Annotated in this window: 11 protein-coding genes; 8 read left to right on the forward strand and 3 right to left on the reverse strand. The window is 72.3% G+C overall.

The genetic code is table 11. From position 1 onward, the window contains the following. The first annotated feature begins 266 nt into the window (after positions 1–266). The 3 genes from BOQ63_RS22725 to BOQ63_RS22735 all read left to right on the forward strand — a co-directional run bounded on the left by BOQ63_RS22725 (position 267) and on the right by BOQ63_RS22735 (position 3526). Positions 267–434 (forward strand): hypothetical protein, encoded by a 168-nt coding sequence (locus tag BOQ63_RS22725; protein WP_167344929.1) that lies wholly within the window; start codon positions 267–269, stop codon positions 432–434. A gap of 3 nt (positions 435–437) precedes the next feature. After that, entirely contained in the window at positions 438–1610 is a 1173-nt protein-coding gene (locus BOQ63_RS22730; protein WP_167344928.1) for a methyltransferase domain-containing protein, read from the forward strand. A 101-nt stretch (positions 1611–1711) separates the two neighbouring features. Further along, complete coding sequence (locus BOQ63_RS22735) at positions 1712–3526, forward strand: NHL domain-containing thioredoxin family protein (protein WP_072654874.1); 1815 nt, start codon at positions 1712–1714, stop codon at positions 3524–3526. Between the two features lie 59 nt (positions 3527–3585). Here the strand turns inward: BOQ63_RS22735 and BOQ63_RS22740 are convergent, their stop codons facing one another. Continuing rightward, a complete protein-coding gene (locus BOQ63_RS22740; RefSeq protein ID WP_030290371.1) occupies positions 3586–4899 on the reverse strand; it encodes a M18 family aminopeptidase in 1314 nt (437 codons plus the stop codon). Between the two features lie 274 nt (positions 4900–5173). Between BOQ63_RS22740 and BOQ63_RS22745 the strand changes: the two genes are divergently transcribed. From BOQ63_RS22745 to BOQ63_RS22755, 3 genes are read left to right on the forward strand one after another with little or no spacing between them, the layout of a single operon-like run. Beyond that, positions 5174–6772 carry a peptidoglycan-binding domain-containing protein gene (locus BOQ63_RS22745; protein WP_072656330.1) on the forward strand — a complete coding sequence of 533 codons (1599 nt, stop codon included), beginning with the start codon at positions 5174–5176 and terminating at the stop codon, positions 6770–6772. Beyond that, a complete protein-coding gene (locus BOQ63_RS22750) occupies positions 6769–7464 on the forward strand; it encodes an ABC transporter ATP-binding protein (protein WP_030290373.1) in 696 nt (231 codons plus the stop codon). Before BOQ63_RS22745 ends, BOQ63_RS22750 begins: the two co-directional genes overlap by 4 nt. Next, entirely contained in the window at positions 7465–8724 is a 1260-nt protein-coding gene (locus BOQ63_RS22755) for an ABC transporter permease (RefSeq protein WP_072654875.1), read from the forward strand. A gap of 89 nt (positions 8725–8813) precedes the next feature. Here the strand turns inward: BOQ63_RS22755 and BOQ63_RS22760 are convergent, their stop codons facing one another. Beyond that, complete coding sequence (locus BOQ63_RS22760; protein WP_030290375.1) at positions 8814–10643, reverse strand: acyl-CoA dehydrogenase; 1830 nt, start codon at positions 10641–10643, stop codon at positions 8814–8816. Positions 10644–10860: 217 nt separating this feature from the next. Between BOQ63_RS22760 and BOQ63_RS22765 the strand changes: the two genes are divergently transcribed. Both BOQ63_RS22765 and BOQ63_RS22770 read left to right on the forward strand, forming a co-directional pair. Beyond that, entirely contained in the window at positions 10861–11364 is a 504-nt protein-coding gene (locus tag BOQ63_RS22765; protein WP_030290376.1) for an SseB family protein, read from the forward strand. A gap of 125 nt (positions 11365–11489) precedes the next feature. Next, positions 11490–12449, forward strand: a complete 960-nt coding sequence (locus BOQ63_RS22770; RefSeq protein WP_030290377.1) for a pirin family protein — start codon at positions 11490–11492, stop codon at positions 12447–12449. A gap of 200 nt (positions 12450–12649) precedes the next feature. Here BOQ63_RS22770 and BOQ63_RS22775 read toward each other — a convergent pair whose 3' ends face one another. Further along, positions 12650–13471, reverse strand: coding sequence for a protein phosphatase 2C domain-containing protein (locus BOQ63_RS22775; RefSeq protein ID WP_030290378.1), 822 nt, complete (start codon positions 13469–13471; stop codon positions 12650–12652). Positions 13472–13487: the final 16 nt, after the last annotated feature.

Below are 13487 nucleotides of genomic sequence, written 5' to 3' on the forward strand. Positions count from 1 at the left end.
CGGCGCATAAGGCCGACCACCCGCGGCAGCAATGCCTGACCCGTACCGTTCCCGTGTTCGGCCTCGGAGGCCTCTGGGCGGGTCAGCGGCGTGCGCGCGACGGCTTACCGGCCCCGGCGCCCTGGTGGGCGCAGAACCGGCCCTCTTGGGCCACCACAGACCCCCGTCCCGGCTGCCTGGGGAAGGATTCAGCCGGGACGGGTCAGCAAGGTGCACACCGGGTCGGAGGAACCCCCTCGACCCGAAGCAGCGACGGAGGGACACCCATGCCCGCGTGGATTCTGTACGCCGACGGCAAGCACGGCGGGGGCTCCGGCTCCGGCACCGGTGGCGGCCAGCAGGACGACTCCAGCAGCGGCAACAAGCACGGTGGTGGCGGGTCGGACGAGGGTGGCAACACCAGCGACGGCCAGGGCCCGGCTGGCGGTAAGTAGCCGGTGAGCGACAAGCACGAAGCGGAGGCCGGTCGAACCCGGCTGGCCTCCGCGCTCATCGCGAACGGATCTCTCACCTCTGACTGGTTGGCGTCGTACAACGCCGTACCCCGGCACTGGTTCGTCCCTGACACGACCTGGCCGGGCCAGGCGGACGGCGTGCGCCAGGGCGAGGCTGTGAGCCGCCAAGCCGACCCGGCGGCCTGGTGGAGCGCCGTCTACTCCGATGTGCCACTCACGACGCAGTGGGACGACGGTACCCACACCGGCGACAGCCGGGGGACCATGCCCACGTCGTCCAACTCCATGCCCACCATGGTGTTCTCCATGCTCGACGCCCTCGACGTGGCGGAGGACAACCGGGTGCTGGAGATCGGCACTGGGACCGGGTGGAATGCCGCTCTCCTGGCCCACCGGGTCGGCCCGGGGAACGTCGTCACCGTCGAGGTGGACGAGGGCAGCGCCACGGACGCCCAAGGCCGACTCGCGCGGGCTGGGTATTCCCCGACACTCGTGGTCGCCGACGGAGCCGAGGGCTACGCCAAGGCGGCTCCGTACGATCGGGTGATCGCCACGTGTTCGGTGGGCAGGGTGCCGTACGCGTGGGTGGAGCAGTCCCGACCCGGCGGGGTGATCGTCGCGCCGTGGGGGCCGGAGTACGGCGGGGAAGCCGTGGCCCGGCTCACGGTCGGCGACGACGGCACGGCCACCGGCCGGTTCATCGGGTCGTCCGCGTTCATGCGGCTCCGCCAGCAACGCACACCCCGGCCGGACAGCCTGACGTACCTCTCCGCCCCATGGCCGGCTGGTGGAGCCAGGTTCCGAAGCTCCCTGTCTCCGGACGATGTCGGCGGCTGGCTGGAGATGTTCTCCATCGGCGTGCAGGTACCTGGAGCGTTCCCGCTGACGGAGCGATACCCCGATGGGACCTACACGCTGTGGCTGCACGACACGGCCGTCACCTCGTGGGCTACCGCCGATTGGGAACCCGACCGGACCGACTACGAGGTGGTGCAGTCCGGCCCGCGGAATCTGTGGGACGAGGTCGAGGCGGCCTGGCGCTGGTGGGACGACCAGGGCCGCCCCGGCTTCGACCGGTTCGGACTCACGGTCACGGCGGATAGCCACGCGGTGTGGCTCGACAGCCCGGACAACCCCGTGCCGCGTCGTAGCTGACCAGACCGGTCCGGCTGCCCTACATCCCAACAGGGCAGCCGGGCCACGGCCAGTCCGGAGCACCCGGAATGCGGACACCGCTCGTGAGGTTTGATTGGGGCATGGCTTCTCGTGCACGTGTCCGCGCCCCCGAGCTGGTCGGCGCCGGTGGATGGCTCAACACAGGCGGCAAGGAACTCAAGCTTGCCGACCTGCGAGGTAAGTGTGTCGTACTAGACTTCTGGACCTTCTGCTGCATCAACTGTCTGCACGTCCTCGACGAGCTCCGCGAGCTGGAGGAGGAACACCGCGACACCGTGGTGATCGTGGGCGTGCACTCGCCCAAGTTCGTGCACGAGGCCGACCACCAGGCCGTCGTGGACGCCGTCGCGCGGTACGAGGTGCACCACCCGGTGCTGGACGACCCGGCGCTCGCGACCTGGAAGCAGTACGCCGTACGGGCCTGGCCGACGCTCGTGGTGATCGACCCCGAGGGCTACGTGGTGGCCCAGCACGCCGGTGAGGGCCACGCCCACGCGATCGCCAAGCTGGTGGCGGAGCTGGAGGCGGAGCACGAGGCCAAGGGCACCCTGCGGCGCGGGGACGGCCCGTACGTGGCGCCGGAGCCAGCCGCCGGGGACCTCAAGTTCCCCGGCAAGGCGGTGCGGCTGCCGAACGGGCACTTCCTGGTCGCCGACTCCGGCCACCACTCGCTGGTCGAGCTGGCCCAGGACGGCGAGACGGTGGTGCGCCGGATCGGCGACGGGCAGCGCGGCCTGGTGGACGGCACCAGCCCCCGGTTCAGCGAGCCGCAGGGCCTGGCGCTGCTGCCGGAGGGGCACGAGTACGACGTGGTCGTCGCCGACACCGTGAACCACGCGCTGCGCGGCGTGCGCCTCGCCGACGGCAGCGTCACCACCCTGGCCGGCACCGGCCGCCAGTGGTGGCAGGGCTCGGCCACCGAGGGGCCGGCCAGCGAGGTGGACCTCTCCTCGCCCTGGGACGTCGCCTGGTTCGACGGCCGGGTGTGGGTCGCGATGGCCGGCGTGCACCAGCTGTGGGCGTACGACCCCGAGGCCGGCACGGTCGGCGTCGCGGCCGGCACCACCAACGAGGGCCTGGTGGACGGCCCGGCCGCCGAGGCCTGGTTCGCCCAGCCGTCCGGCCTGGCCGTCTCCGCGGACGGCGGGAAGCTCTGGGTGGCCGACTCCGAGACCTCCGCGCTGCGCTTCGTTTCACGTGAAACCATGACGGTCGAAACCGCCGTCGGCACCGGCCTGTTCGACTTCGGCCACCGCGACGGCACCGCCGACCAGGCCCTGTTCCAGCACCCGCTGGGCGTGACCGTGCTGCCGGACGGCTCGGTCGCCGTCAGCGACACCTACAACCACGCGCTGCGCCGCTTCGACCCGGCGAGCGGCGAGGTCACCACCCTGGCCACCGACCTGCGCGAGCCCTCCGGGGCGGTGCTGGTGGACGGCGACATCGTGGTGGTCGAGTCGGCCCGGCACCGGCTGACCCGGCTGCGGCTGCCGGAGGAGGCCGTGCGGGTCGAGTCGGTGGCGCACCGCACGCAGCGCGCGGCGACCGAGGTCGCACCCGGCGCCCTCCGGCTGGACGTGGTCTTCGAGGCACCGAGCGGCCAGAAGCTGGACGAGCGCTACGGCCCGTCCACCCGGCTGCTGGTCAGCGCCACCCCGCCCGAGCTGCTGGTCTCCGGCGCGGGCGCGGACACCGCCCTCTCCCGCGAGCTGGTGCTGTCCGACCGGGTCACCGAGGGCGTGCTGCACGTCTCGGCGATGGCCGCCTCCTGCGACGACGACCCGGAGATCGAGTTCCCGGCCTGCCACGTGCACCAGCAGGACTGGGGCGTGCCGGTGAAGCTGGTCGCCGACGGCGTCCGCCGGCTCCCGCTGGTCCTCGCGGGCATGGAGTAGCCGGGCAACGCGCAGGGGGCCCGCCGGAACACCGGCGGGCCCCCTGCGCATCAGCGTGCTCAGCCCTCCAGGAAGGCCTTGATCGCGCTCGCCAGCAGGTACGGGTCCTCCGCCCCGCACAGCTCGCGCGCCGAGTGCATGGACAGCGCCGCGATGCCGCAGTCCACCGTCTTGATGCCCAGCCGCGCCGCCGTGATCGGGCCGATCGTCGTACCGCAGGGCATCGCGTTGTTGGACACGAAGGTCTGCCACGGCACGCCGGCCTTCTCGCAGGCCGCCGCGAACACCGCCCGGCCGACGCCGTCGGTCGCGTAGCGGTTGTTGACGTTGACCTTGAGGATCGGCCCGTCGTTCGGCAGCGGGTGGTGGCCCGGCTCGTGCCGCTCGGAGTAGTTCGGGTGGACGGCGTGGCCCATGTCCGAGGACAGGCAGACGGTGCCGGCCAGTGCCCGGGCGCGGTCCTCCGGGGAGCCGCCGCGGGCGTGGACCGTCCGGTCGAGCACGTTGCCGAGCAGCGGGCTCTGCGCGCCGGTGTCGGACTCGCTGCCGGTCTCCTCGTGGTCGAAGGCGGCCAGCACCGGGATGTACGGCAGCACGGCCTCGCCCTCGGCGGCGGCGACCGCGACGGCGGCCAGCGCGGCGGTGGCCGCGTGCACCGAGAGCAGGTTGTCCAGGCGCGGGCCGGCCAGCAGCTCGCGGTCCCGGCCCAGGTAGGAGGCGGGCTGGACGTCGTGGGTCATGAGGTCCCAGCCGGCCACGTCCTCGGCGGCCAGCCCGGCCCGCTCCGCGACGTAGGCGATCAGCGAGCCCTCGTCGACCGGGCCGAGGCCCCAGATCGGGGTGAGGTGGCGCTGTCGGTCGAGCTTCATGCCGTCGTTGACCTGGCGGTCCAGGTGGATGGCGAGCTGGGGCACGCGCAGCAGCGGCTCGTCCAGCTGGACGAGCCGCGCACTGCCGTTCTTCAGCGCGAGTCTGCCGGACAGGCCGAGGTCACGGTCGAGCCAGGTGTTCAGCGGCACCCCGCCGTAGATCTCCACCGCGACCTGCCGCCACCCGGCCGAGCCGGTGTCCGGCACCGGCTTCACCCGCAGGTTCGGCGAGTCGGTGTGGGTGCCGACGATCCGGAACGGCGTCTCCGGCCCTGCTCCCTCCGGCACGTACCAGGCGATCAGCGCGCCACCGCGGATCAGGTAGCGCCCGCCGACCGACCCGTCCCAGGCGTCCGTCTCCGCGACCTGACGGAACCCCGCCTTCTCCAGGCGCTGGGCGGCGCTCGCGACCGCGTGGTACGGGGACGGCGAGGTGCCGAGGAACGTGATCAGATCGTCGGTGTGCGTCCGGTCGAAGAATGCCCGGCGGGCGGCGGTCGACATGCTGCTCCAGGGTCGAGGGAGGGCCGAAGCCGGATGGGGGTCGGCTTCGCCCCTTGAGCATATGCCCGTACACGGACATGGCATTCGATACCTGGCAACCGTTGTTGAACACGGACACAACGTGAACCCGCACTTCACCGGGCCTCCTTCACCCCGCGGTCCACCCCGGTCGCAGACTGTCAACGGGCTGCCGCTCGCGAACGGACCACGGGCAGCGCCCGACAGTCGGATGATGGCCCTGGTCCACAGTGAAGTCACCGGGGAGGGGAAGCAGTTGACCACCACGACGCCCGCCGACGAGACCGTCGAGCCCGGCCCCGAAACGCCGTCACCGCCGCCCGCCCGGTCCGGGGCCGCACGGCGCAGGCGGGCGCTGCTGGGGGTGGCGCTGGCCGCCGGACTGGTGGCGGTGGGCGGAGTGGGGGCGGCGACGCTGGTGAAGTCCCCCGCCGAACGGGCCGCGCGGACCGCGCCGCCGCCGAGCAGCCTGCTCACGGCACCGGTGGTCAGCCAGGTACTGACCCCCTCGACAGCCGCCCGAGCGGTGGTGTACCCGCCGGTCCAGTACAACGTCGTCCCGACCGCGGCCTCGGCCGAGGTGACCGCACTGTACGTCTCCGAACTGGGCGTGAAGCCCGGCGACACCGTCTCCGCCGGGCAACTGCTGGCCGAGGTGTCCGGGCAGCCGCTGTTCGCCCTCCCCGGGCCGGTGCCCGCGTACCGCGACCTCAAGCCGGGCAGCACCGGCCCCGACGTGGCCGAACTCCAGGATGCCCTGGCCGGGTTGGGGCACGGCAGCGGCGAGGACGACAAGGGTTCGTACGGGCCGGGCACCGCCGCGGCGGTGTCGGCCTTCTACCGCGGGCTCGGCCGTCCGGTGCCGACCACCGGCGCCACCACCCAGCAGGCCGTCGACACCGCGCAGAAGGCGGTCGACTCCGACCGGCAGACGGTGGACAACCTCACCGCACAGAAGAGGGCGGGCGCCGCCGCGCCCCAGAACCCGCCACCGCCCCAGCCGGCCCGACCGGACCGGCAAAGCCGGCCGACCCAGCAGAGCCAGCAGCAGCCCGCCGGCGACCTCGATCAGCAACTGGCCACCGCCCGGAAGCAGTTGGCTGCCGACGAGGCCGCCCTCGCCAGGGCCGGGGCCGTCAACGGCCCGATGGTCCCGGCCGCCCACGTGCTGTTCCTGCCCACCCTCCCCGCGACCGTCACCGCCGTCAACGGCGCCGTCGGCTCACCCGTCTCCGGCACTCTGCTGTCGCTCACCAGCGGCGGCCTGACCGTCACCGGTCAGCTGGTGCCAGGTCAGGCAGCCGGCGTCGCCCCGGGTATGGCCGTCGAGCTGCTCGCCGAGGACACCGGCACCACCGTCCACGGCACCGTCGCCGAGGTCGGCACCCCGACCACCGCTCCCCCGACCGGCAGAGTGATCACCCTCGGCGGCGCCGGGGCCGCAGCAGCCGGGGCTGCACCAGCCGGCGGGGCCCCCGGGGCAGCCCTCGGTGGAGCCCCCGCCGCCCAGCCCGCCGCGGGCCAGGTCGCCGGAGCGCCCAACAGCCAGTCCGGCAGCCCGAGTTACCTACCGGTGACGATCACCCCGGACACCCCCCTGCCCGCCACCATGAACGGCAGGAACGTCCGGCTCACCGTCCTGAAGGCCAGGGCGGGCGCCCCCGTCACCGTCGTGCCGGTCGCCGCGATCTCCACCAACACGGCCGGCCGGACCTCCGTCACCCGGGTGGACCCCGCCGGAAACCGCAGCACGGTGCCGGTCACCACCGGCGTCACCGCGGACGGCCTGGTGGCCGTCACCCCCGCCGAGGGCGCCCAACTCCGCGCCGGCGACCAGGTGGTGGTCGGCAAATGACGGCAGGGACCAACCCCCCCGTGATCGCCCTGTACGGCGTCGGCCGCACCCACCCGGGTCGCCCGCCCGTGGTCGCGCTGCGCCCCACCGACCTGACCGTCCGCCGCGGCGAGTACCTGGCCGTCACCGGCCCGTCCGGCTCCGGCAAGTCCACCCTGCTGCACCTGCTCGGCCTGCTCGACACCCCCACCGCCGGCCGCTACGAACTCGACGGCATCGACACCGGCGGCCTGCGCGACAAGGACCGCTCGACGCTGCGCGGGCGCCGGATCGGCTTCGTCTTCCAGTCCTTCCACCTGCTCCCGCACCGCACCGCCGAGGAGAACGTCGCCCTCGCCCAGGTCTACAACCGCACCCCGCGCCGCACCCGCGACGCCGCCGCCGTGGACGCGCTGCGCCTGGTCGGCCTCGGCCACCGCACGGACGCCCTGCCCGGCACCATGTCCGGCGGCGAGCGCCAGCGGGTGGCGATCGCCCGCGCCCTGGTGAACCGGCCCAGCCTGCTGCTCTGCGACGAACCGACCGGCAACCTGGACTCGGCCAACGCCGAGGCGGTGCTCGCCCAGTTCGACGCGCTGCACGCCCAGGGCTACACCCTGGTCGTCATCACCCACGACCCTGCCGTGGCCGCCCGTGCCGAACGCCGGGTCACCATCCGCGACGGCCGCCTGACCGTGCCCGAGGTGGTCTGAATGCCCCGCCCCGACCGCACCGCCGCGATCCCCGAGCCGCCCTCCCACCTCAGCCCCCACGACCTGCTTACCGAGGCCCTGTCCGGCATCCTCCAGCGCCCCGGCCGCTCGTTGCTCACCATGCTCGGCACCGTGCTGGGCATCGGCGCCTTCGTCGCCGTCCTCGGCCTCACCGCAACCGCCACCGGCCAGATCGGCGAGCGGTTCAGCCTCACCAGGGCCACCACCGTCACCGTCACCGACCGGCCGCGCACCGACGGCACCGCCCCCGGCACCAACCCGCCCAGCGACTTCCCCACCGACACCGACCACCGGATCGCCGCGATCGACGGCGTACGGGCCGGCGGCGTCTGGTGGCCGGTACCCGGCGCCCCGACGCTCTCCCGCCGCCCGGACGGCCCCGACGAGGGCACCGGACTGTCCGTCCTCGCCGCCACCCCGGGCGCGGTCGCCGCGATGGAACCGACCCTGACCGCCGGGACCACCCTGGACGAGTACGTCCAGAAGACCGCCCAGCCGGTGGCGCTGCTCAGCGAGGCCGCCGCCGAACGCCTCGGGGTCAGCCGCCTGGACGCCCAGCCCGCCGTCTTCATCGACCGGCTCCCCTACACCGTCGTCGGCATCTACGCGGACGTCCAGCGCCAGCCGGCCGCCCTGCTGAGCCTGCTGATCCCGGCGAGCACGGCGCTCGAACGCTACGGCAACCCCGCCCCCCAGCCCGACCGCGGCGCCCAGGCACTGGTCGCCACCCGGATCGGCGCCGCGCCGGTGGTGGCGGCCCAACTCCCGCTCGCACTGCGACCGGACACCCCGAACGCGTTCACCGTCGTCCCGCCCCCGGACCCGCACACCCTCCAGGACACCGTGACCTCCGACCTGACCGGACTGTTCCTCGCCCTGGCCGGGATCTGCCTGCTGGCCGGCGCGGTCGGCATCGCCAACACCACCCTGGTCGCCGTCCTGGAACGGACCCCGGAGATCGGCCTGCGCCGCTCACTGGGCGCCCGCACCGGCCACATCGCGGCCCAGTTCCTCACCGAGTCCACCGCCCTCGGCACCCTCGGCGGCCTGATCGGCACCGCCCTCGGCGTGCTCACGGTCCTCGGCGTCGCCGCCGCCCGCGACTGGACCGCCGTCCTCCAACCCGCCACCACCCTGCCCGCCCCGCTCATCGGCACCGTCGTCGGCCTCCTGGCCGGCCTCTACCCGGCCCTGCGCGCCGCCCGCACGGACCCGCTCCGGGCCCTGCGCTGCGCATGATCACCGACCGGAAACACCGAAGGGCCCGGTGGCAGCCGGGCCCTTCGGTGTGAGGGTTTCGTCAGGCGGTCAGAAGGGGGGTGCGGGCCTTAGAAGGCCTCCTCCGCCAGCTCCATGATCTCGTTGTCGATGCCCTCGGCGATCGCCCGCTGCGGGGCGACGGTCGGGAGGATGTTCTTGGCGAAGAAGCGAGCCGCCGCAACCTTGCCCTGGTAGAACGGCACGTCCTTCTCCGAGGCGCCGGCCTCCAGCTTGGCCAGGGCCACCGCGGCCTGGCGCAGCAGCAGCCAGCCGACGACGACGTCGCCGGAGACCATCAGCAGGCGGGTGGTGTTGAGGCCCACCTTGTACATGTTCTTGACGTCCTGCTCGACCGAGGTCAGGTCGGCGATCAGCTTGCCGACGATGGCCTCCAGGTCGCCGGCGGCCTTGGCGAGCAGCTCGCGCTCGGCGGCCAGGGCGTCGCCGCCCTCGGCGGAGGCGAGGAACTTCTGGATCTGCTCGGACAGCGCGGCCAGCGCCTGGCCGCCGTCCTTGACGATCTTGCGGAAGAAGAAGTCCTGGCCCTGGATCGCCGTGGTGCCCTCGTACAGGGTGTCGATCTTGGCGTCGCGGATGTACTGCTCGATCGGGTACTCCTGCAGGTAGCCGGAGCCACCGAAGGTCTGCAGGGACTGGGCGAGCTGCTCGTAGGACTTCTCCGAGCCGTAGCCCTTGACGATCGGCAGGAGCAGGTCGTTGAGGCGCTCGGCGGCCTCGTCGCGCTCGCCGCGCAGCTTGGCGGCCAGCATGTCGTCCTGGGTGGACGCGGTGAACAGGACCAGCGCGCGCATGCCCTCGGCGTAGGCCTTCTGGGTCAGCAGCGAGCGGCGCACGTCCGGGTGGTGGGTGATGGTGACGCGCGGGGCGGTCTTGTCCAGGAACTGCGAGATGTCGGCACCCTGCACGCGCTCCTTGGCGTACTCCAGGGCGTTCAGGTAGCCGGTGGAGAGGGTGGCGATGGCCTTCGTGCCGACCATCATGCGGGCGAACTCGATGATCTTGAACATCTGGCGGATGCCGTCGACGGTCTCGCCGAGCAGCCAGCCCTTGGCCGGGTGCTTGGCGCCGAAGGTCATCTCGCAGGTGTTCGAGGCCTTGAGGCCCATCTTGTGCTCGACGTTGGTGGCGTAGACGCCGTTGCGCTCGCCGAGCTCGCCGGTCTCCCAGTCGAAGTCGAACTTCGGGACGATGAAGAGGCCCAGGCCCTTGGTGCCCGGCTTACCGCCCTCGGGGCGGGCCAGCACCATGTGGATGATGTTCTCGGACATGTCGTGCTCGCCCGAGGTGATGAAGCGCTTCACACCCTCGATGTGCCAGGAGCCGTCCTCCTGCTTGATCGCCTTGGTGCGGCCGGCGCCCACGTCGGAGCCCGCGTCGGGCTCGGTGAGGACCATGGTCGAGCCCCACAGGCGGTCGGTCATCCGCTGGGCTATCTTCAGCTGCTCCTCGGTGCCCTCCTCGGCGATGACGCCGGCGAAGGCCGGGCCGGAGGAGTACATCCAGATGGCCGGGTTCGAGCCCAGGATCTGCTCGGCGAAGGCCCAGATCAGCGAGTTCGGGGTGACCTGGCCGCCGATCGACTCCGGGATGCCCAGGCGCCACCACTCGGCGTCCATGAAGGTCTGGTAGCTCTTCTTGAAGGCGGCCGGGATCGGCGCGGTGTTGGTCTCCGGGTCGAAGACCGGCGGGTTGCGGTCGGTGTCGGCGAAGGACGCGGCGAGGTCGTTCTCGGCGAGGCGGGCGATCTCGCTGAGGATGTTCTTCGCGGTCTCGACGTCCATGTCCGCGAACGGCCCGGTGCCGTACACCTGATCGCGACCGAACACCTCGAAGAGGTTGAACTCCACGTCCCGCAGGTTGGACTTGTAGTGACCCATGGCCTGTTTTCTCCGGTTCGTCGCTTTCCGGGTGACCGCCGCGTTTCGGGCGCCCCGTACCCACCAGTAGGCATCATGATGCTACCCAGCGGTAACTTGGGCAAGCCCCCGGCGGTGAATCCGCTATGAACGTGGTCACGTCCCACAAGCCGGGAGGACCACTCCTTGTCAGGATCGACGCCAGCGCGGGCGGGTGCGCTCCCGCTAGCCTGTCCGTGTGTACGGATATGACCAGAACGCATACCCGGGTGGCCCCTACCAGCAGCAGGCGGGTCCGCAGCCGGGCATGAACGGCATGCCCGGACCGGACGCCTACGGCGCGCAGGGGCAGGCGTCCCAGCAGTCGCTCTACCCGGAGCCCTCCCCGCCGTCCCTGGCGGACGCGGTCCGGGCCTTCACCACGGGCTCGATGGCGGTCGAGGACTTCCAGGCCATCTTCATCACCTCGAAGGTGCACTGCCCGCGCGGCGAGCGCCCCGGCTTCCTGGCACTGCACAACACCCCGACGCCGGTGATCCCGATGTTCAGCTCGCTCAAGGAGCTGCGCCGCTACGCCGGCAAGGACTCCAAGCACTTCACCGTGACCGGGGCCGAGGTGCTGGACCTGCTGCCCACCGGCTACGGCTTCGCCCTGGACATGGAGGGCGAGCACCGGATGGTGTTCGACGCCAAGGCGGTCGAGCAGATGGTCGACTTCACCATGCGCCGGATGTACGGATAGCCACCCCGGCGGGAGGAGCCGCGCTCCTCCATGCCCTCATAGTTCAATTTTCAACTTGCCTGTTGTTGATGATTGAACTAATCTGGTGGACGTAGGCCAGAGAACCCCCCTCGAAGGAGGCCGACATGCCCGCCGTGACCGTCGACAACCCGCTGACCCTTCCGCGCGTGACCACGCCGGACCAGGCCGTCGCGAACGCCCGGCCGGTACTGACCGTCGCCACCGCCCCCGAGGGCTACGAGGGCGAGGGCTTCCCCGTCCGCCGCGCCTTCGCCAAGATCAACCAGAAGTACCTCGACCCGTTCATCATGATGGACCAGATGGGCGAGGTGGACTATGCGGCCGGTGAGCCGAAGGGAACCCCCTGGCACCCGCACCGCGGCTTCGAGACGGTCACCTACATCATCGACGGAACGTTCATCCACCGGGACTCGCACGGCGGTGGCGGCACCATCACCGACGGCGACACCCAGTGGATGACGGCCGGCTCGGGCCTGCTGCACATCGAGACCCCGCCGGAGTCGCTGGTGAGGTCCGGCGGCCTCTTCCACGGCCTCCAGCTGTGGGTCAACCTGCCCGCCTCGGACAAGATGATCGCCCCGAAGTACCAGGACATCCGCGGAGGCAGCGTCAAGCTGCTCAGCTCCGAGGACGGCGGCGCGCTCCTGCGCGTCATCGCTGGTGAGCTGGACGGCCACCAGGGCCCGGGCACCACCTTCACCCCGATCACCATGATCCACGCCTCGATCAGCCCCGGTGCCCAGATCACCCTGCCCTGGCGCGCCGACTTCAACGCCCTCGCCTACGGCCTCGCCGGCAACGGCTCGGCCGGCACCGAGCACCGCCCCTTCCACCGGGGCCAGGCCGTCGTCTTCGGGGACGGCGACTCGATCACCCTGCGCGCCGACGAGAAGCAGGACTCCCGTGACAACAACTTCGAGGTCGTCCTCCTCGGCGGCCTCCCGATCCGCGAACCCGTCGCCCACTACGGCCCGTTCGTGATGAACAGCCACCGCGAACTCCAGCAGGCCATGGAGGACTTCCAGGCCGGCCGCCTCGGCACCATCCCCGCCGACGCCCGCTGACCGCTCCCGTCACGAAGGGCCCGGACCGTACGGTCCGGGCCCTTTCGCACACGTCGTACCGCAAGTCGACCGGATCCCCATCTCTCCCCTGGCGCACAGGCGTTGACAACGGATCCGGGCCCGTCGGGATCCCGTCCAGCTTCGTCCGGGGCCAGAAGCGCTGATCCCACGGCCCTGCGGCCGGCCGTCGCCTCCGTCGCCTACAGCAACGCGTAGACGGCGGAGGCGTCGTCGTGGGTCTTGCCGCGCGGCCAGCGTTCGCAGGTGGCGTCCGCCCGCTCCACCTCGCGGACCCGGGCGATGAGCTCGCCCGGGCCGGACTCGGCGAGCAGCCGCAGCACGTCGCCCCAACTGCCCAGCCCGAAGCGCTCGGTGTAGCGCGAGGCGCCGTCGGTGAGGGCGGCCAGCGCGTGCAGCCGGTCCAGCGGTACGAAGCCCGTCTCAGCGTGCTCGGCCGCCCGCGGGCTGGCGGCGGCGATCCACGGACCGGTGCCCCGGTTGCGGGCGGCGCGCACCGCCAGCGCGTACTCCAGGTGCAGCGCGGCCCGCTCGGCCGAGCCGGGGACGGTCGCCCAGACCTGGCGGCGCAACCCCTCCCCGCCGGGGAAGCGCTGGTTGTCGCCGATCACCTTGGGCGGGCCGTCCTTGAACTCCAGCACCAGCAGCGAGTCGCCGAGCACCAGGTACTCCAGCGAATCCCCGTGCCGCCGGGCGGCGACCACCATCGCCGCGGGCGTGTTGGCGTGGCCGAGGTCGCAGCGGCCGCCGTGCAGCGCCGCCGTCTCCACGATGGCGTCGGCCAGGCACTCGGCGATCGAGCGGTCCGCCCGGTCGGTGAGCCGGGCGAGCAGGTGCACGCCCAGACGCCGGACGTACCAGGCCGTTCCGTGCCGGCATCCGGACTCCAGGCCGGCCGGCGAGCTGGCGCCGTCCAGCAGGACCAGCGCCTCCGGCGAGGCCGCCGCGAAGTCCTCGCTCTCACGGTCCGGCCGCCGTGCTTCCCCTGCGAGCTGTAGCTGCATCCCGACAGTGTGGCCG

Source organism: Streptomyces viridifaciens, assembly GCF_001888885.2.
Classification (GTDB): domain Bacteria; phylum Actinomycetota; class Actinomycetes; order Streptomycetales; family Streptomycetaceae; genus Kitasatospora; species Kitasatospora aureofaciens.

What these genes read in the sequence shown, in the direction of transcription:
- BOQ63_RS22725 (WP_167344929.1), top strand. Translation starts at nt 267, where the DNA reads ATGCCCGCGTGGATTCTGTACGCCGACGGCAAGCACGGCGGGGGCTCC.
- BOQ63_RS22735 (WP_072654874.1), top strand. Translation starts at nt 1,712, where the DNA reads ATGGCTTCTCGTGCACGTGTCCGCGCCCCCGAGCTGGTCGGCGCCGGT.
- BOQ63_RS22740 (WP_030290371.1), bottom strand. Translation starts at nt 4,899, where the DNA reads ATGTCGACCGCCGCCCGCCGGGCATTCTTCGACCGGACGCACACCGAC.
- BOQ63_RS22750 (WP_030290373.1), top strand. Translation starts at nt 6,769, where the DNA reads ATGACGGCAGGGACCAACCCCCCCGTGATCGCCCTGTACGGCGTCGGC.
- BOQ63_RS22755 (WP_072654875.1), top strand. Translation starts at nt 7,465, where the DNA reads ATGCCCCGCCCCGACCGCACCGCCGCGATCCCCGAGCCGCCCTCCCAC.
- BOQ63_RS22760 (WP_030290375.1), bottom strand. Translation starts at nt 10,643, where the DNA reads ATGGGTCACTACAAGTCCAACCTGCGGGACGTGGAGTTCAACCTCTTC.
- BOQ63_RS22770 (WP_030290377.1), top strand. Translation starts at nt 11,490, where the DNA reads ATGCCCGCCGTGACCGTCGACAACCCGCTGACCCTTCCGCGCGTGACC.
- BOQ63_RS22775 (WP_030290378.1), bottom strand. Translation starts at nt 13,471, where the DNA reads ATGCAGCTACAGCTCGCAGGGGAAGCACGGCGGCCGGACCGTGAGAGC.